Annotated in this window: 16 protein-coding genes and 1 riboswitch; of the genes, 10 read left to right on the top strand and 6 right to left on the bottom strand. The window is 70.6% G+C overall.

Annotation, left to right across the window (positions count from 1 at the left end; genetic code table 11):
- Nucleotides 1–259: 259 nt before the first annotated feature.
- Nucleotides 260–1,963 (top strand): diguanylate cyclase CdgB, encoded by a 1,704-nt coding sequence (gene cdgB, locus ABT009_RS31400; RefSeq protein ID WP_351302510.1) that lies wholly within the window; start codon nucleotides 260–262, stop codon nucleotides 1,961–1,963.
- Nucleotides 1,964–2,070: 107 nt separating this feature from the next.
- Entirely contained in the window at nucleotides 2,071–3,051 is a 981-nt protein-coding gene (locus tag ABT009_RS31405) for a carbohydrate-binding protein (protein ID WP_351302512.1), read from the top strand.
- Nucleotides 3,052–3,136: 85 nt separating this feature from the next.
- Here ABT009_RS31405 and ABT009_RS31410 read toward each other — a convergent pair whose 3' ends face one another.
- From ABT009_RS31410 to ABT009_RS31420, 3 genes are all read right to left on the bottom strand, one after another.
- Nucleotides 3,137–4,066 carry a 1-phosphofructokinase gene (locus ABT009_RS31410; RefSeq protein WP_351302515.1) on the bottom strand — a complete coding sequence of 310 codons (930 nt, stop codon included), beginning with the start codon at nucleotides 4,064–4,066 and terminating at the stop codon, nucleotides 3,137–3,139.
- Between the two features lie 304 nt (nucleotides 4,067–4,370).
- Complete coding sequence (nagA, locus tag ABT009_RS31415) at nucleotides 4,371–5,588, bottom strand: N-acetylglucosamine-6-phosphate deacetylase (RefSeq protein ID WP_351302518.1); 1,218 nt, start codon at nucleotides 5,586–5,588, stop codon at nucleotides 4,371–4,373.
- Complete coding sequence (locus tag ABT009_RS31420; RefSeq protein ID WP_351302521.1) at nucleotides 5,588–6,559, bottom strand: ROK family protein; 972 nt, start codon at nucleotides 6,557–6,559, stop codon at nucleotides 5,588–5,590. Before ABT009_RS31420 ends, nagA begins: the two co-directional genes overlap by 1 nt.
- Before the next feature lie 273 nt (nucleotides 6,560–6,832).
- Between ABT009_RS31420 and ABT009_RS31425 the strand changes: the two genes are divergently transcribed.
- Genes ABT009_RS31425 through otsB form a run of 3 tightly spaced genes read left to right on the top strand, consistent with a single transcriptional unit; the run spans nucleotide 6,833 to nucleotide 9,281 of the window.
- Nucleotides 6,833–8,098 carry an ABC transporter substrate-binding protein gene (locus tag ABT009_RS31425; RefSeq protein ID WP_351302524.1) on the top strand — a complete coding sequence of 422 codons (1,266 nt, stop codon included), beginning with the start codon at nucleotides 6,833–6,835 and terminating at the stop codon, nucleotides 8,096–8,098.
- A gap of 32 nt (nucleotides 8,099–8,130) precedes the next feature.
- Nucleotides 8,131–8,388 (top strand): DUF3263 domain-containing protein, encoded by a 258-nt coding sequence (locus ABT009_RS31430; protein ID WP_351302527.1) that lies wholly within the window; start codon nucleotides 8,131–8,133, stop codon nucleotides 8,386–8,388.
- 41 nt (nucleotides 8,389–8,429) lie between these two features.
- Nucleotides 8,430–9,281, top strand: a complete 852-nt coding sequence (gene otsB / locus ABT009_RS31435) for a trehalose-phosphatase (RefSeq protein WP_351302530.1) — start codon at nucleotides 8,430–8,432, stop codon at nucleotides 9,279–9,281.
- 161 nt (nucleotides 9,282–9,442) lie between these two features.
- Here otsB and ABT009_RS31440 read toward each other — a convergent pair whose 3' ends face one another.
- Entirely contained in the window at nucleotides 9,443–10,858 is a 1,416-nt protein-coding gene (locus ABT009_RS31440) for an alpha,alpha-trehalose-phosphate synthase (UDP-forming) (protein WP_351302533.1), read from the bottom strand.
- A 217-nt stretch (nucleotides 10,859–11,075) separates the two neighbouring features.
- Entirely contained in the window at nucleotides 11,076–12,065 is a 990-nt protein-coding gene (locus ABT009_RS31445) for a glucosyl-3-phosphoglycerate synthase (protein WP_351302536.1), read from the bottom strand.
- 172 nt (nucleotides 12,066–12,237) lie between these two features.
- Nucleotides 12,238–12,395: riboswitch (SAM riboswitch) on the top strand.
- Between ABT009_RS31445 and thrC the strand changes: the two genes are divergently transcribed.
- The 5 genes from thrC (at nucleotide 12,389) to ABT009_RS31470 (ending at nucleotide 18,111) form a co-directional block, all read left to right on the top strand.
- The gene (gene thrC, locus ABT009_RS31450; RefSeq protein ID WP_351302539.1) at nucleotides 12,389–13,726 is read left to right on the top strand and encodes a threonine synthase; all 1,338 of its coding nucleotides are present in this window, start codon (nucleotides 12,389–12,391) and stop codon (nucleotides 13,724–13,726) included. Its footprint overlaps the riboswitch before it by 7 nt.
- 74 nt (nucleotides 13,727–13,800) lie before the next feature.
- On the top strand, nucleotides 13,801–14,076 hold the full coding sequence (locus ABT009_RS31455; protein ID WP_351302542.1) for a ubiquitin-like small modifier protein 1: 276 nt from the start codon (nucleotides 13,801–13,803) through the stop codon (nucleotides 14,074–14,076).
- A gap of 495 nt (nucleotides 14,077–14,571) precedes the next feature.
- The gene (locus ABT009_RS31460; protein ID WP_052859305.1) at nucleotides 14,572–14,775 is read left to right on the top strand and encodes a cold-shock protein; all 204 of its coding nucleotides are present in this window, start codon (nucleotides 14,572–14,574) and stop codon (nucleotides 14,773–14,775) included.
- Between the two features lie 352 nt (nucleotides 14,776–15,127).
- Nucleotides 15,128–16,750: a chaperonin GroEL gene (gene groL, locus ABT009_RS31465; protein ID WP_351302547.1), complete on the top strand. Its 1,623-nt coding sequence runs from the start codon at nucleotides 15,128–15,130 to the stop codon at nucleotides 16,748–16,750.
- Nucleotides 16,751–16,983: 233 nt separating this feature from the next.
- Complete coding sequence (locus tag ABT009_RS31470; RefSeq protein WP_351302550.1) at nucleotides 16,984–18,111, top strand: NADH:flavin oxidoreductase; 1,128 nt, start codon at nucleotides 16,984–16,986, stop codon at nucleotides 18,109–18,111.
- On the opposite strand, the gene ABT009_RS31475 is transcribed toward ABT009_RS31470, so the two are convergent.
- A complete protein-coding gene (locus tag ABT009_RS31475) occupies nucleotides 18,030–18,320 on the bottom strand; it encodes a transcriptional regulator (RefSeq protein WP_351302553.1) in 291 nt (96 codons plus the stop codon). The two genes, ABT009_RS31470 and ABT009_RS31475, sit on opposite strands and share 82 nt — an antisense overlap.
- Nucleotide 18,321 lies beyond the last annotated feature (1 nt).

Genomic DNA, 18,321 nt, shown 5'->3' on the forward strand with positions numbered 1-18,321 from the left:
CGGCTGAACGTGTCCGGTCGCCCGGGCCGGCCGGCCCCTCGCGATTTGCGTTCACTAACACTCCACGGCCCCTCACGTCGAGGCCGACGCGCTGTCGCCATTGGTCTCCACCTCCTGTGACTTGAGTCACAGGAGCCATTATTTGTTGACCCTGTGTACCGAGTGGACAGCTCGCTGTGATTCAGTGGCGGAGGGATGCTGCAAAAAGTACGCCGATGACATTTCTGGAGTTGCTGTCGAGGTCTCGGGGAGAGCGAGCATGGAGACCGAGTCGGAGCCGTACGTCCGTCTTGCGACCCTGCGGCAGCTGCATCGGGTGATGGCCGACATGAACACGGCGCGCAGCCTTGCCGACACGCTGCAGACCGTCGCCGACGGCGTCGTGAACGGCCTCGGGTACGAGCTCGCCGCCGTCAACCTCGTGCGTCCGGACGGCGATCTCGTCGTGGCCGCCTTCGCGGGCAACGCCGCCGCCGACGCCCTCATGACCGGCCGCGTCGGCTCCCGCACCTCCTGGGAGCGCCGCCTCTCCATGGGCGAGGCCTGGGGCGACCTGCGATTCATCCCGTATACCGAGGGCTGGGTCCTCGACGAGGACGATGTGCCCCAGTGGCTCACCGACGGTCCCGAGCCCCGCTTCGACGACGAGTGGCACCCCCGCGACCGCCTCCTGGCGCCCATGTACGCGACGGGCGGCGCCGGCGGGGAGCTGCTCGGCGTGCTCTCCGTGGACCGGCCGCGCAACGGCCGCCGGCCGGGCGCCTGGGGCCGCGAGGCGCTGCAGATGTACGCGTTCCACGCCGCCATTGCAATCAGCAACGCCCGGTTGCGAGCAAACATGCAGCGCGCCCTGGTCCGCCTCGAGCGCGAGCAGCAGGCCCTGCGCGCCAGCGAGGAATCATTTCGTCAGGCCTTCGAGTACGCACCGAGCGGCATGGCCATCGCCGAGATGGGCGGTGACCAGCACGGACGCATCCTGCGGACCAACGATGCGCTGTGCCGGCTGCTCGGGCGGCCCGCCTCCGCGCTGCGCCGCTACTCGTTCTCCGATCTGGTCCACCCCGAGGACGTCGGCACCCTGCTGCGCACGTCCGCCGAGGGCGGGCGGGCCGAGCTGCGGTTCGTGCGGCGCGACGGCACGTACGTCTGGGTGTCCCTGCGCAACTCCGTCGTCGCGGACGCCGCCGACGGCCCGCGCTTCCTGCTCACCCACGTCGAGGACATCGAGGAGCGCAAGCGCCGCGAGCTGCAGCTGGCCCACCGGGCAAGCCACGACTCGCTCACCGGCCTGCCCAACAGCGCCGAGCTGCGCACCCGGCTCAGCGCCCGACTGTGCAGCCGCCCCCAGCACGTCGCCCCCAGCCCGGTGGCCGCGCTCGACGCGGCGTACGGCGGTCCCGCCCCGCGCGTCGGCGACGGCGCGTACGAGACGGGGTACGACACCGCATACGACACGGACGGGCACGGCTTCGACTTCGGGCAGGCCCTGGACCCGGCCGGCGGGGCCTTCGACGCGTACGACCACCATGTGCACGCGGTCGCGCCGGGCGACGTGGACGACGGCACGAAGGGGCTCGCCGTCCTCTTCTGCGACCTCGACGGCTTCAAGTCGATCAACGACCGGTTCGGGCACCACACGGGCGACGCGGTGCTCATCGAGGTCGCACGGCGGCTGACCAGCGGCGTCCGAGACGGGGACACGGTCGCGCGGCTCGGCGGCGACGAGTTCGTGGTGCTTGCCGCCGGGCTGGGTCTGGCCGACGCGCAGGACCTCGCGGTGCGGCTGCGGAACGCGATCATCCCGCCGATCCGCGTGGACGGCAGGGCGGTCCGGGTCGGCGCCAGCTTCGGCATCGGATGGGCACAGTGCGGCATGTCCACCGACGAAGTCCTGCGATCAGCTGACGAGCGGATGTACGACGAGAAACGGTCTCGTCCCAAACAACATCGGCGTGCCGGCTGAACCGCAGGTCAGCGCGGTGGTGAGGCGTAGGCCACCCGATTGTGCGCCCGGGAGCGGGTAGGCTCGCCGGGTCCGCTGTCTTGCACGTGGTGAGGAGTGACCAAGGGATGACGCCCGGCAACAACGGCGCGAGCACGCCCGAGGACGACGACCCGTTCGGCTACCTGTACGCCGACGGTCAGGCGTCCGGGGCCACACCGCCGACCGGTGGCGGCGGCTACGGCTACCCGGGTCCCCGCTCCTCGTACAACCAGGTCCGTGCGGTCGGCGAGCGGCAGTACGGGCAGCAGGCGGCGCAGGGGCACGGGCAGCAGACGCAGCAGGCGCCCTACGGGCAGGTCCCGCAGCAGCCGTCGTACGGCCAGCAGAACGCCCACTACGCGGCGCCCGAGACGCTGCCCGGGGGCGCGCCCACGACGCAGTACCAGCCGATGCCGGACCACGGTCGCGGCGGCCGGGGGCGCGGCCCCAACACCAAGGGTCTGCTGATAGGCGCCATCGCGGTGGTCGCCGCCGTTGTCATCGGCATCGGCGTCGCGGTGTTCACCGGCGACGACTCCGATAACAGCGGGGACAACCAGGCGGGCGGGACGCCGGCGGCGAGCAAGTCGGCAGAGCCCAGCCAGACGGCGACCGAGAACGCCGATGCGCCGGCCGAGCTGCCCTTGGCGGACGCCAAGGCGCTGAAGCTGGAGGGCGGCGCCGTCACCGCCTCCGCGGTCAAGGGCGCCGAGGCCGGCGGCGGGGTGTACGTGGAAGGGCTCAACCAGGTCGGCGCGCAGGCCACCTGGACGGTCAACGGCATCCCGAAGAACGGCGTGTACACCCTCTTCGTGGGCTACAGCGTGCCCGGCGAGGACGCCAAGATGACGCTCACCGTCAACGGCAAGGTGTTCGGAACCAAGCTCAACATGGGCAACTTCGCGAAGGCCGCCCAGGGCGACTGGGAGAAGGGCTGGACGCAGACCTTCGCGTATCCCAGCCTCACCAAGGGCACCAACACGATCACGATCTCCTGCCAGGCCGGCGACCAGTGCAACGCCCTGCTCGACCGGGTGTGGCTGAAGGCCGGGCAGGTCAAGAAGTAGCGCACCGGCGCACGCGAGCGGTTCCAGCGGGCGCGGCAAGCGGTTCGAGCGGGCGCGGGCCTCAGGCCCCGCCCGCTCGATGGCTTCAGGCCGCCGTGGCCCGTTCCGTGACCGCGACGCGCGGCAGCAGTTCCTCGTAGGCCGCGCGGTCGAACTCGCCCGCCACGGGCGCCCGTACCGTCGCCGCGGACAGCGCCGCAGCCCGGGCCAGCCGGTCCGGCCACGGCAGGTGCTCGACGACGCCCGACAGCAGACCCGCGACCGCCGAGTCCCCGGCGCCCGTCGGATTGCCCATGACCCGCGCGGGCGGGGTGGCCTGCCAGTGGCCCTCCGGGGCCACCGCGAGCAGTCCCTCGGAGCCCAGCGAGGCCACGACGGCGCGCGCCCCGCGGCGCCGCGCGTCCCGGGTGGCCTGCAACGGCTCGTGGGAGCCGGTGAGTTCGGCGAGCTCGTCGGCGTTCGGCTTGACGAAGTCCGGGCGGGCCGCGATTCCGCGGCGCAGCGGCTCCCCGCTGGTGTCCAGCAGGACGGGCACGGCGGCGGCGCGGGCGGCTCGGACGAGGTGCCCGTACGCGCCGACGGGTACCCCGGGCGGCAGGCTGCCGCACAGGGCCACGGCCGACGACGACCGCAGCAGGTCCTCGTACGCCTCCAGGAAGGTGCTCCACTCGGCGGGGGATATGACCGGCCCCGGCTCGTTGAGCTGAGTCGTGTCACCGGTCGCGGTGTCGACGACGGCGACGGTGCGGCGGGTGGCGCCTGCGACCGGTACGAGCGCGTCGCTGATGCCCGGGATGCCGGTCAGGGCCTCCTGCAGGGCGCGGCCTGTGCCGCCGCCCGCGAAGCCGGTGACCGTCACCGGATGTCCCAGCGCCGCCAGCACGCGTGCCACGTTCAGGCCCTTGCCGCCCGGCCGTTCGGTCACCTCGGTGACCCGGTGCGAGGCATGGGGGCGCAGGGACGGGACGCGGTAGGTGATGTCGAGGGCGGTGTTCAGCGTGACCGTGAGGATCACCTGGACCTCCCCCGTGAAGTGACGTGGAACAACATGCCTGAAAAGCCGTGGAACAACATGCCTGACGAACCGTGACGTGCTTGGAGAACGTGGAACCGGCCTGCCGGCTTGCAGAATGCGCTTGCCGTCTGCCGGGCCCGATCATGCCAAAGCGACGGCGGTTGGCCCAGAGTCCCGGACCAACCGCCGTGAGTTCGTTATGCGTTGCACCAGCGGAAACCTGCTGAACAGGTCGCCGTGCGAAGGCCTCACGGCACGGGGCACCGTGAGCCACGGGGGCACCGTGAGCCACGGGGGCACGGTGTCAGCCCAGCCGGGGTTCCACCACCCAGGAGCCCTTGCGCATCACGCCCTTGAGCTCGAAGTCCGCGTCCAGCACCACCAGGTCCGCGTCCTTGCCCGGCTCCAGCGAGCCGACCCGGTCGTAGGCGCCGAGCAGTTTCGCCGGGACCGCGGAGACGGCCTGCACGATGTCCTCGACCGGCAGCCGGTCGACGGTCGCCGCGCGCTTGAACGCCCGGTCCAGGGTCAGGGTCGAGCCCGCGATCGAGCCGCCCTCGACGAGCCGCGCGACACCGTCACGCACCTCGACCTCCAGCGGCCCCAGCAGGTACGTCCCGTCGCCGAACCCGGCCGCGTCCATCGCGTCCGTGATGAAGGCGACCCGTGAGGCGCCCGCTCGGTGGAAGGCCAGCTCCAGCGCGGCCCGGTGCAGATGCGTGCCGTCGTTGATCAGCTCGACCGTGATGCGCTCGTCCTCGAGGAGCGCGGCGATCGGGCCGGGTGCGCGATGGCCGAGGGCGGGCATCGCGTTGAACAGGTGCGTGGCGACGGTGGCACCGGCGTCGATGGCCTCGACCGTCTTCTCGTACGTCGCGTCCGTGTGCCCGACGGCCGCGATCACGCCGTGGTCTGCCAGCAGCCGTACGGAGTCGATGCCGCCCGGCAGTTCGGGTGCGAGCGTGACCATCCGGGCCTGCCCGCGGGCGGCGTCGATCAGCTTGCGGACCTCGGCCGGTTCCGGGTCGCGCAGCAGCGCCTCGGAGTGCGCGCCCTTGCGGCACGGCGAGATGAACGGGCCCTCGAAGTGGATGCCGGCGATCTCGCCCTGCTCGGCCAGCTCCGACAGCAGCCCGGCGCGCTGGGTCAAGAAGTCGGTCTCGCCGGTGACGGTGGAGGCGACGAGCGTGGTCGTGCCGTGCTCACGGTGCGTTCGGACGCCCCGGAGGATCTCCTCGACCGTGCCATTGGTGAAGGAGGCGCCGCCTCCGCCGTGGTTGTGGATGTCGACGAAGCCCGGGACCAGCCAGTGGCCTGTCAGATCGAGGGCCGGGGCGTCCTCGGGCGCCCCTGCTCCGATGCGCGTGCCGTCGACGACCACGCGGCCGCCGTCCACGATCCCCGTGGGCAGCACCACCCGGGCCCCGGCGAGGACTTTGTAAGGGGCTGATCGCGCAGTTCCCCGCGCCCCTGACGGGGCGCCGTCGTCCACTCGATTCAGCGCATCGCGCTCAGTGGCCATCAGGTCGTTACCTCCGAAGGGGGCGTAGATGTCGGTGAGTGGTCGGTTCCGGTGGTGTCGAGCAGATCCCGGGCGAGCAGGCCGGCGCCCAGGCAGCCGGCGCTGTCTCCGAGGGCGGCCGGGATGATGGAGGGCAGCTTCTGGAACGTGACGCGCTGCTCGACGGCGGCCCGCAGGGGCGTGAACAACGTTTCCCCGGCTTCGGCGAGACCGCCACCGATGATCAGGGTGCGCGGGTCCACCAGGGTGAGCGCGGTGACGAGTCCGTCGGCGAGCGCGTCGACGGCGTTCTGCCAGACGGCCGCGGCCCTCGGGTCCCCGGATTCCAGGGCCCTCGCGCAGTCCGCGGCGTCCGCGTCAGGGTCACCGCAGGCCCCCGCCCACGCCTGCCCGACGGCGGACGCCGAGGCCAGCCGCTCCAGACAGCCGCGCTGCCCGCAGGGGCACGGGATGCCGCCGGGGCGTACGACGATGTGGCCGATCTCGCCCGCGAAGCCGTGGGCTCCCGCTTCGACGACGCCGTTGATCCCGATCGCGCCGGCGATACCCGTGCCCAGCGCAACGAAGAAGAACCGGTCGGCGCCCTTGCCCGCACCGATCCGTCCCTCGGCGAGTCCGCCCGTGCGTACGTCGTGGCCGAGGGCGACGGGCACCCCGCCGAGCCGGCTGCTGAGCAGGTCGCGCAGGGGCACGTCGCGCCACCCGAGGTTCGCGGCGTACACCGCGACGCCCTGCTCGGCGTCGACGATGCCGGGGACGGCGACGCCCGCGGCCGCGGCGGGCTCACCGAAGTGCTCCTCGCCGTGGGCGCTCAGCTCGGCGGCGAAGCCGAGGATGGTCTCGACGACGGCGTCGGCGCCGCGCTCGCGGCCGGTCGCCCGGCGCGCCCGGTGCAGGACCGCGCCGTCCGCCCCTATGAGGGCGGCTTTCATCCCGGTGCCGCCCACATCGAGGGCGATGACATGTCTCACGGGGAACAGTCTCGCGCGTAGACCCATGAGAGGTCTAGTCCAGTTGCGTGGGTCTAGTCCAGCTGACGGGTTGTCGTATGCCCGTGGCGATCTTGTGCGGCCGGCGTGCGGGTCCCGCGCGGAGGGGTTCCTGCCGGGCTCCCCGCTTCCGGATGGTCACCTCATTGGTGTAGACCTTACCCTCGGCTCTGCCGGACACTCGCTCATGAAAAGCTTCACAGGTGTCACAGGACACGACTGGAACAACATGGAACACAAGGGTGGGAAACGACTGTGCAGCGACGCTCGAGGGGTCTGACCGCGGCGGTGGCCGCATTGGGCATGACGGCGTCGCTCGCGGCCTGCGGTGCGTCCGGCGGCAGCAGTGACGTTACGCTCACGCTCGTGGCCGCCGACTACGGCGACTCGGCGGCGAACAGCTCCCAGAAGTACTGGGACAAGCTCGTCAAGGCTTTCGAGGCCAAGAACCCCGACATCAAGGTCAAGGTCAGCGTCTACTCCTGGAACGACGTCGACCGCAAGGTCAAGGACATGGTCGCCAAGGGCAAGGCGCCCGACATGGCGCAGATCGGCGCCTACGCCGACTACGCCGCGGACGGCAAGCTCTACAGCGCCGACGAGCTGCTCTCCATACCCGTCCAAGCCGACTTCCTGCTGCAGCTCAGCGAGGCCGGCGAGGTGGACCGCATCCAGTACGGCCTGCCCTTCGCCGCCTCAACCCGGCTGCTCTTCTACAACAAGACCCTCTTCAAGGACGCGGGCCTCACCCCGCCGAAGACCTGGGCCGAACTGCAGGCCGACGCCCGCGTGCTCAAGTCCCGCGGCGTGAAGATCCCCTACGCCCTGCCCCTCGGCCCCGAGGAGGCCCAGGCCGAGACGATGATGTGGCTGCTGAGCGGCGGCGCGGGCTACTCCGACAACGTCGGCACGTACGACATCGACTCGACCGAGAACATCAGGACCTTCGACTGGCTGCGGAACGACCTCGTCGGCGAGGGCCTCACCGGCTCCACCCCGCCCGGCGAGCTCAACCGCGCACAGGCCTTCGCGGCCTTCACGCGGGGCGACGTCGGCATGCTCAACGGCCACCCCACGCTGATGCAGATGGCCGCCAAGAAGGGCGTGAAGTTCGGCATGGTGCCGATGCCGGGCATCAACGGCCAGGCCAAGGCCACCATGGGCGTCGCCGACTGGATGATGGCCTTCAAGCAGAAGGGCCACCGCGAGCAGATCGGCAAGTTTCTCGACTACGTCTACTCCGAGAAGAACGTGCTCGCCTTCTCTCACGAGTACGACCTGCTGCCGGTCACCACGTCCGCGTCCGATGCGATGTCCGAGGACAAGGACGACAAGCAACTCGCCGGGTTCCTGGAGGAGCTGCCGACCTCGGAGCTCTATCCCGTCGGCAAGACCTCCTGGGCCGAGGTCAGCGCCGACATCAAGCAGCAGATAGGCAAGGCCGTCACCAAGAACGGCAACCCGGCGTCGATCCTGGGCCAGCTCCAGCGGGAGGCGGCAGCGGTGGAGAACGCGGGCTAGCACTGTCGGTGGCGGGCGGTACGGTGCCAGACGTGGAGAGCGAGCACAGGGACGACGGCGCGCGGGACGAGCTGACCGCCCGGCAGCGCGCCGTGCTGGCGCTGGAGCGCCGCTCCTGGCCCGCCCCCGGCGCGAAGGAGCGCGCGATAAGGGAGCAGCTCGGCATGGTCCCGGTCCGCTACTACCAGCTGCTCAACGCCCTCCTCGACGACCCCCGCGCCCTCGCCCACGACCCGGTCACGGTGAACCGCCTGCGCCGCATACGCGAATCCCGCCGTACCGAACGGTGACGCCAGGGATGTCCGGGGCCCTTGGTGGATAGGGTCGAAGTATGGGCAGCCACAGCCAGCAGGACTCCTTGCCGACTCCCCGGAACGACGCCGGCCGCCGAGGTCTCGAGGCGATCATCGCGCACCCCGAGCAGGCCGTGATCGGGCTCGACTTCGACGGGACGCTTGCCCCGATCGTGCCCGACCCCGAGCAGGCGCGCGCCCACCCGGACGCCGTCCCGGCCATGTCGGCCCTCGCGCCGAAGGTGCGCTCCGTGGCGGTGATCACCGGACGCCCGGCCGATCTCGCCGTGCGCTACGGCGGGTTCGCCGACGCGCCGGGCCTGGAACACCTCGTCGTACTGGGGCACTACGGCGCCGAGCGCTGGGACGCCGTCACCCGCGCCGTGCAGGCGCCCCCTCCGCCGCCGGGCGTGGCGGCCGTCCGTACCGAACTGCCCGGTCTCCTGGAGGCCCTCGGTGTCTCGCGCGGCACGTGGATCGAGGACAAGGGCCGCGCGATCGCCGTCCACACCCGGCGTGCCGAGGACCCCGAGGCCACGCTCGAGATGCTGCGGGCCCCCCTAGCCGAGCTCGCCGGCAGGCATGGGCTGATCGTCGAGCCGGGGCGCCTCGTGCTCGAGCTGCGGCCGCCGGGCATGGACAAGGGGATGGCGCTCACCGAGTACGTGCGGGAGGTGGGGGCCGGGGCCGTGCTGTACTGCGGGGACGATCTTGGGGATCTTCCCGCGTTCGGGGCCGTGGAGAAGCTTCGGGGGGAGGGGGTGCCGGGGTTGCTGGTGTGCAGCGGCAGCTCCGAGGTTCCCGAGCTGGCCGGGCGGGCCGATGTGGTCGTGGACGGGCCGGCTGGGGTGGCGCGGTTCTTGGCCGCGTTGGCTGGCCGCCTGGGGTGACGCACCGCTGTGGGCAGTCGTTCCTCCCCCAGTGCCTTGAGGGCCTGGGAGGTACCCCCAGGCGGAACGGGTGGGCACAGCGGAACCCGCGACGGCGGGCAACCTGTTCAACCCCCGGGTAACCCCGACGTGGGGTGCGCCGCCACCGGAGTACAGCAGCCTTACGCGTCCAGCGCGTGCAGCTGGTCCAGGAACCACTGGGTCGGCGGCAGGGCCGTGGCGGCCGCCGCCAGCCGCTTCGCGCGTTCGACGCGTTCGCCGTCGGGGAGGCTGAGCGCCTCGTGCAGCGCCTGGGCCGTGCCCGACACGTCGTACGGGTTCACGGTGATCGCGTCCTCGCCCATCTCCTCGTACGCCCCCGCCTCCCGTGACAGGACCAGCGCGCACCCCTCGTCGGAGACGACCGGGACCTCCTTGGCGACCAGGTTCATGCCGTCCCGGATGGGGTTGACCAGCGCGACGTCGGCGATCCGGTAGGCGGCGAGCGAGCGGGCGAAGTCGTCCTTGAGGTGCAGCTGGACGGGGGTCCAGCCAGACGTGCCGTACTGCTCGTTGATCTCCTCGGCGAGCCGGCGCACCTCGGCCATGTAGTCCCGGTAGACCGCGAGATCCTGCCGTGAGGGATAGGCCATGGCGATGTGCACGACCTGCTCGCGCCACTCGGGGTGGGTCTCGAGGAGCTGCCGGAAGGCGAGAAGGCCCCGCACGATGTTCTTCGACAGCTCGGTGCGGTCGACCCGGACGATGCTCTTGCGGCCCGGACCGATCTGCGCACGGAGGACTGCGATGCGCTCCTCGACGTCCTCGCGGCGCGACCGCTCCCGCAGGAAGTCCGCGTCCGCGCCGAGCCCGTGCACCCCGATCCGGGTGTCGGCCAGGGCTTCCGGACCAAGCAGTTCCATGCAGCAGGTGGTGAACGCGTTCGCCCAGCGCCAGGTCAGGAACGCCGCGCGGTCAGCGCCGAGGATGCCCCGCAGCACCTCCCGCGCGATGTCGTCGGGCAGCATCCGGAAGTAGTCGACGGGCGCCCACGGCGTGTGCGAGAAGTGCCCGATCCTGAGGTCGGGGCGGAGCTCGCGGAGCATGCCCGGCACCAGCACCAGGTGGTAGTCCTGCACCAGCACTGCCGCGCCCTCGGCCGCCTCGTCCGCCAGCGCCTCGGCGAAGGCCCGGTTGTACGCCTCGTACGAGGCCCACTGCGCCCGGAACTCCGCGCCGAAGGCGGGCTCCAGCGGCGTCTCGTACAGCATGTGGTGCACGAACCACAGCACCGAGTTCGCGATGCCGTTGTACGCGTCGTCGTACACGTCCGGCTCGATCCCCAGCATGCGGACGTGCTGCCCGCCCGTGTCGGCCGGGTCCAGCGTGCCGCCCGTGCGGCTTACGGCCTCGCGGTCGCCGTCGCTCAGAGCGGCGCACACCCATACCGCGCCCGCGTCCGGGCCGATCGCCGACAGACCCGAGACGAGACCGCCCCCGCCGCGGCGGGCGGTGAGCGAGCCGTCCTCCTCCAGCGTGTAGGAGACCGGGCCGCGGTTGGACGCGACGAGGATCTGAGCACCCTGAGTGGAAGCCATACGCCCAAACTTAGCCCGGCCGGGAAACGCTCAAACGTATGGGCGACTCGGCTGGTCCCATGGCCGTATACGGTCCCCGTGACGGGTTACACCGCGGTCACACGCTGCGACCGCCCCGCCGGGGCCGGCAGCAGCGCACCGAGGCCCCGCGATCAAGGCGTCGAGTCCGTCCGGCCGGCGGTGAGACCGCCGCACCACCCAGATGTTCATGCCGCGGTTACGCCGCGCGCCGCTCCGCGTACTCCGCGATCTCCGCCATCGGAGGCCGCTCCTCCGTGTCCACCGAGTACGTCCGCGGTTCGAATCCCTCGTCGCCGCGCTCGAACTGGGTGAGGACGGGCCGTACGAGATGACCGCGGGCCAGGCGCAGCTGGGCCGTGCGGTAGATCGCGGCCGCCATCCGCCCCAGCGCCTGTCCGTCCTGGTGCCGGTGCTTGCGCACGCCGACGTCGACCTGGGCGAGCGCGTCCAGACCCACGAGGTGCAGGGCGTCGACGAGCATGCCCAGCTCGACGCCGTAGCCGACGGGGAACGGCAGCTGTTCGAGCAGCGACCTGCGCGCGGCGTACTCACCGCCGAGCGGCTGGACGAACCCGGCGAGCTGCGGCCAGTGCATGTTCAGCAGCGGGCGGGCCATCAGCTCGGTGACCCGGCCGCCCTGGGCGCCTCCGGCGCGACCCCCCTCGCCCGCGGCGGTGCCGGACGAGAGCTCGGCGCCGAGCGGGCGGTCGTACATCGCCTTGACCAGGTCGACGCCGGGCTCGGTGAGCAGCGGGCCGACTATGCCGGAGACGAAGTCCGCGGAGAACTCCTTCAGGTCCGCGTCGACGAAGGCGACGATGTCGCCGCTGGTCACGAGCAGCGAACGCCACAGGACCTCGCCCTTGCCGGGGAGTGCCGGTATGCGCGGCAGGATCTCGTCGCGGTGGACGACGCGGGCGCCGGCCGCCGCCGCGACCTCGGCCGTACGGTCCGTCGAACCGGAATCGACCACGACGAGCTCGTCGACGAGTGGAACGGCCCGGGTCATCAGCTCCCGGCGGATCACCGCGACGATGTCGCCGACCGTCTTCTCCTCGTTGAGCGCGGGCAGCACGACGCTCACCGTCTGTCCGGTGGCGCGCTTCGCCGCGATCAGCTGACGGAGCGGACGGTCGGTCACCGACCAGGAGCGCGTGCTCAGCCAGCGCTCGACTTCATCCAGCACGTTCTGGTGCCCCCTCACTGGGACCACTGCCTGTGATCCATCTCGCGGTTCGGACGACTACCTCAACTGTCCTGGCCTTCGGTTACAGTCTTGAACAACGCGGATGACCATCGCATGTCGGGGGTCATGGCGCGAACAAACGCTCCGGGACCCGCACGGCCCGGCGCCATACCGCTCATCCAGAGGGGCAGAGGGACACGGCCCGTTGAAGCCCCGGCAACCCTCCAGCCGGTTCTCGTACCGATCGATGTTGATCATTTCCGCGAGGCCCCGGCTAGGGAAGGTGCCAAATCCGTCTCACGGCGAGATGCGTCGTGAGGAAGATGAGGAGAAAGGGCCTCGCCTCCATGGCTGCGCAGACTGTTGCCACCACCGACACGGACACCGCCGGAACCGACACCGCGAAGGCCGTCGACCTCGGCCCCGCCTCCGCGCTCTCCTGTCGCGAGTGCGGCGAGCGGTTCCCGCTCGGTCCGATCTTCGCCTGCGAAATCTGTTTCGGTCCGCTCGAAGTCGCATACGACCTGCCGACCGGTGACCCCGAGGGCCTGCGCAAGCAGATCGAGGCCGGCCCCGACAACATCTGGCGGTACGCACCGCTGCTGCCCGTCCCGGCGGACGTGGCCAGCAAGCCGAACCTGAACCCCGGCTGGACCAAGCTCGTCAAGGCCGACAACCTCGCCCGCGAACTCGGCGTCACCGGCGGTCTGTTCATCAAGGACGACTCCGGCAACCCGACGCACTCCTTCAAGGACCGCGTCGTCGCCCAGGCCCTCGAGGCCGCCCGCGCCTTCGGCTTCACCACGCTCTCCTGCTCCTCGACGGGCAACCTGGCCGGTGCCGTCGGCGCCGCCGCCGCCCGCGCCGGCTTCCGCTCCTGCGTGTTCATCCCGCACGACCTCGAGCAGGGCAAGGTCGTCATGGCCGCGGTCTACGGCGGCGATCTCGTCGGCATCGAGGGCAACTACGACGACGTCAACCGCTTCTGCTCCGAGCTCATCGGCGACCCGCTGGGCGAGGGCTGGGGCTTCGTCAACGTCAACCTCCGGCCGTACTACGGCGAGGGCTCCAAGACCCTCGCGTACGAGATCTGCGAGCAGCTCGGCTGGCAGATCCCGGACCAGCTGGTGATCCCGATCGCCTCCGGCTCCCAGCTCACGAAGATCGACAAGGGTCTGCAGGAGCTGATCAAGCTCGGTCTGGTCGAGGACAAGCCGTACAAGATCTTCGGTGCCCAGGCGGAGGGCTGCTCCCCGGTGTCGGCGGCCTTCAAGGCCGGGCACGACGTGGTGCGGCCGCAGAAGCCGAACACCATCGCCAAGTCCCTCGCCATCGGCAACCCGGCCGACGGCCCCTACGTCCTGGACATCGCCCGCCGCACGGGTGGCGCCGTCGAGGACGTCGACGACGAGCAGATCGTCGACGCGATCAAGCTGCTGGCCCGCACGGAGGGCATCTTCGCGGAGACGGCGGGCGGCGTGACCGTCGGCGTCACCCGCAAGCTGATCGAGAACGGCGTCCTGGACCCGTCGCTGACCACGGTCGTCCTCAACACGGGCGACGGCCTCAAGACGCTGGACGCGGTGGCCCCGACCAGCGGCCCCTCGGCCGTGATCAGGCCCTCTCTCGACGCGTTCCGCGACGCAGGCCTGGCCGGCTGACGCCAGTTCGACACGCCCGCCCCGTCCGCCCCCGACCCGCTTCCACCCCGCGCCCTCCACCGAAGGTGAACCGCATGAGCGTCAACGTCCGCATCCCCACGATCCTCCGTACCTACACGGGCGGTCAGGCCGAGGTCCCGGCGGAGGGCGCGACCCTCGCCGAGGTCATCGAGTCCCTGGAGAAGAACCACCCGGGCATCGCCGCGCGCGTCCTCGACGACCAGGGCAAGCTGCGCCGCTTCGTCAACGTGTACGTGAACGACGACGACGTCCGCTTCGAGAACGGCCTGGAGACCGCGACGCCGGACGGCGCGGGCGTCTCGATCATTCCGGCCGTCGCCGGAGGCTGACCATCGAGCACAGTGTCGGAGGCTGACCGTCGAGCACATGCCGGCGGCTGACGTCGGGCACAGTGCCGGCGGCTGCTGATGCGTACCGCACGCTGCGTCACAAGAATTGCCCCCTCCGCGAGAGAAGCGGAGGGGGCAATTCTGCATGGTTGAGCGCGGTACAGTTGGGGAACTCGGTTCGCCGTTCTTGTCCGGCGCATATGACTTCGCGTCCGGTGGCCGACGAGAAGTAGCCAAAGTGCACCATTCTTTTGCGCCATACATTCCTTTTGCCGGGCCCGACTTGCCCTGAGTCCTGACGGAATCTCCATATATCTCCGATCGGGCGCGCCCGGATTTCTCGTCCGATTGACCTGTTGCAGACGGCAGTTGGGCAGATACATTCAGCCGCGGTCGACGCGTTCCGGCGCACACCCCCAACCGTTGGGGGGTGAGGTCTGACCCGGGTCCGCGAAGTGCGGTCCTGTGCAAGGGCCAGTAATAGGGGAGTTAGGCATGGCTCAGGGCACCGTCAAGTGGTTCAACGCGGAGAAGGGGTACGGCTTCATCGCGGTCGACGGTGGTGCGGATGTATTCGTCCACTACAGCGCGATTCAGATGGACGGCTACCGCACCCTGGAAGAGGGCCAGCGGGTCGAATTCGAGATCTCGCAGGGTCAGAAGGGACCGCAGGCGGACATGGTCCGCATGGCCGGCTAAAGCGCCGACTGACTGCAACGACGTTTACGGAGGGCCCGTATCCCGGTGGGGGTACGGGCCCTTCGGTGTGCCCGACTGCTCGCGCGCGGACGGGAGTCTCTCCGGGCCTTGGCCCTCGGGGGCGCGCGCCCTGTCCCGGAGGGGGCGCGCACCCCTACAGGCGCTTGCACTCGAGGGGGGCGAGTGCTAATCATTGGCGTTAGCACTCTGACAGTGAGAGTGACAACGAAGGACCGGGTCGGTGAGGCCCGCAGGCCGTGTGGGGCAAGGAACCACGAGGCAGGCAGGCCGTCCGTCGCGGGCGCCAGCGCGGTCCGGAGAAATCCACCCCAGTCCGGGAGGACCACTTCACATGGCCAAGATCATCGCGTTCGACGAGGAGGCACGGCGCGGTCTCGAGCGCGGGATGAACCAGCTCGCCGACGCCGTCAAGGTCACCCTTGGCCCCAAGGGTCGCAACGTCGTCCTCGAGAAGAAGTGGGGCGCCCCCACGATCACCAACGATGGTGTGTCCATCGCCAAGGAGATCGAGCTCGAGGACCCGTACGAGAAGATCGGCGCCGAGCTGGTCAAGGAGGTCGCGAAGAAGACGGACGACGTCGCCGGTGACGGCACGACGACCGCGACCGTCCTCGCCCAGGCGCTGGTCCGCGAGGGCCTGCGCAACGTCGCCGCCGGTGCCAACCCGATGGCCCTGAAGCGCGGTATCGAGAAGGCCGTCGAGGCCGTCTCCGCCGCCCTGCTCGAGCAGGCCAAGGATGTGGAGACCAAGGAGCAGATCGCCTCCACCGCCTCCATCTCCGCCGCCGACACCCAGATCGGCGAGCTCATCGCCGAGGCCATGGACAAGGTCGGCAAGGAAGGCGTCATCACCGTCGAGGAGTCCCAGACCTTCGGTCTGGAGCTCGAGCTCACCGAGGGTATGCGCTTCGACAAGGGCTACATCTCGGCGTACTTCGCCACCGACATGGAGCGTATGGAGGCCGTCCTCGACGACCCGTACATCCTGATCGCCAACTCGAAGATCTCCTCGGTCAAGGACCTGCTGCCGCTCCTCGAGAAGGTCATGCAGGGCGGCAAGCCGCTGCTGATCATCGCCGAGGACGTCGAGGGCGAGGCCCTGTCGACCCTGGTCGTCAACAAGATCCGCGGCACCTTCAAGTCCGTCGCCGTCAAGGCCCCGGGCTTCGGTGACCGCCGCAAGGCCATGCTCGGCGACATCGCCATCCTCACGGGCGGCGAGGTCATCTCCGAGGAGGTCGGCCTCAAGCTGGAGAACGCGACCCTGGACCTCCTGGGCCGCGCCCGCAAGGTCGTCATCACCAAGGACGAGACCACCATCGTCGACGGCGCCGGCTCCGCCGACCAGGTCGCCGGTCGCGTCAACCAGATCCGCGCCGAGATCGAGAACTCCGACTCGGACTACGACCGCGAGAAGCTCCAGGAGCGCCTGGCGAAGCTGGCCGGCGGCGTGGCCGTCATCAAGGCCGGTGCCGCCACCGAGGTCGAGCTCAAGGAGCGCAAGCACCGCATCGAGGACGCCGTCCGCAACGCGAAGGCGGCCGTCGAGGAGGGCATCGTCGCCGGTGGTGGCGTGGCTCTCATCCAGGCATCCGCTGTCTTCGAGAAGCTCGAGCTCGACGGTGACGAGGCCACCGGCGCCAACGCCGTGAAGCTGGCCCTGGAGGCCCCGCTCAAGCAGATCGCCGTCAACGGTGGTCTCGAGGGCGGCGTCGTCGTGGAGAAGGTCCGCAACCTGACGGTCGGTCACGGCCTGAACGCTGCGACCGGCGAGTACGTCGACATGATCGCCGAGGGCATCATCGACCCGGCCAAGGTGACCCGCTCTGCCCTGCAGAACGCGGCCTCCATCGCCGCGCTGTTCCTCACCACCGAGGCCGTCATCGCCGACAAGCCGGAGAAGGCCGCGGCCCCGGCCGGCGGCGGCATGCCCGGCGGTGACATGGACTTCTGATCGACCTGAAGGTTGATCAACCGTCCTGCAACGTTCCGAGGGCGGCACCCCTTCTCCCAGGGGGTGCCGCCCTCGGGCGTGTCCGGGATCACACCGGGGCGCGGGGGATTCGGCGGAATGCGGTGGCGGGCCGGTCCGTTGACCCGTACGAGAGTCGATGCACGTGCACATATCTGCTCGGGTGTTCGACACCTTGTCCGCCAGTCATTCCCCGATTCCTAGGAGCCCCCCACGTGACCGTCACGGCCTCCACCGCCTCCCGCGCGGCCCAGATCCTCTCCCGGCCCGTCCAGCTGAACGGCCTGACCGTCCCGAACCGGATCGCGATGGCGCCCATGACCCGGCAGTTCTCGCCGGGCGGCGTCCCCGGCGAGGACGTGGTGGGGTACTACGCGCGCCGGGCGGCCGCGGGCGTCGGGCTGATCGTCACCGAGGGCACGTACGTCGGCCACGAGTCGGCCGGGCAGAGCGACCGTATCCCGCGCTTCCACGGCGAGGAGCAGCTGGCGGGCTGGGCGAAGGTCGCCGAGGCCGTCCACGCGGCGGGCGGGACGATCGTGCCGCAGCTGTGGCACATCGGCATGGTGCGGTCCGCGGGCGAGCCGCCGTTCGCGGACGCCCCGGCGGTCGGCCCGTCCGGCGTCCGCCTCGACGGCACCGAGGGCACCGGCAAGGCCATGACCCAGGCCGACCTGGACGACGTCATCGAGGCGTTCGCGGAGGCCGCTGCCGCCGCCGAGCGGATCGGCTTCGACGGCGTCGAACTGCACGGCGCCCACGGCTACCTCATCGACCAGTTCCTGTGGTCCGGCACCAACCGCCGCACGGACGCGTACGGCGGCGACCTGGTGGCCCGTACGAAGTTCGGCGCCGAGATCGTGGCCGCGGTCCGCAAGGCGGTCTCGCCGGACTTCCCCGTGATCTTCCGCTACTCGCAGTGGAAGTCGGAGAACTACGACGCCCGGCTCGCCGAGGACCCGGCCGAGCTCGAGGCGCTCCTCACCCCGCTCGCGGAGGCCGGAGTGGACGTCTTCCACGCCTCCACCCGCCGCTACTGGCTGCCCGAGTTCGATGGCTCCGACCTGAACCTGGCCGGCTGGACGAAGAAGCTGACCGGCAAGCCGGTCATCACGGTCGGCTCGGTCGGCCTGGACGGCGAGTTCCACCGCACCTTCCGGGGCGAGGGCGCGCCGGTCAAGGGCATCGACAACCTGCTGGACCGGCTGGAGCGCGACGAGTTCGACCTGGTCGCCGTCGGGCGTGCGTTGCTGCAGGACCCTCAGTGGGCGGCGAAGGTGCTCGGCGACCGGTTCGACGAGCTGTCGGCGTACGACGCGGCGGCGCTGCGCACGCTCAGCTGAGCCGGCGAGGCCGCACGGCCTTGCGGGAGGGCGGAGCCCCTGCTGCCAGAGGGCTCCGTCCCTTCGGCCTGGGAGAGGCCGAGTTCCATGCGTCGGTCGTAGACGGCCTTGGCGAAGGCCATCGCGAGCCGGATCTCCGCGCGCTCGGCCTCGACCTCCGGGGACTCGGCGTACCCCTCGGTGAGTTTCTTCGCCTTACGAGCCGTCACC

Origin of the sequence: Streptomyces sp. NPDC002896, assembly GCF_040295225.1 — a bacterium.
Classification (GTDB): Bacteria; Actinomycetota; Actinomycetes; order Streptomycetales; family Streptomycetaceae; genus Streptomyces.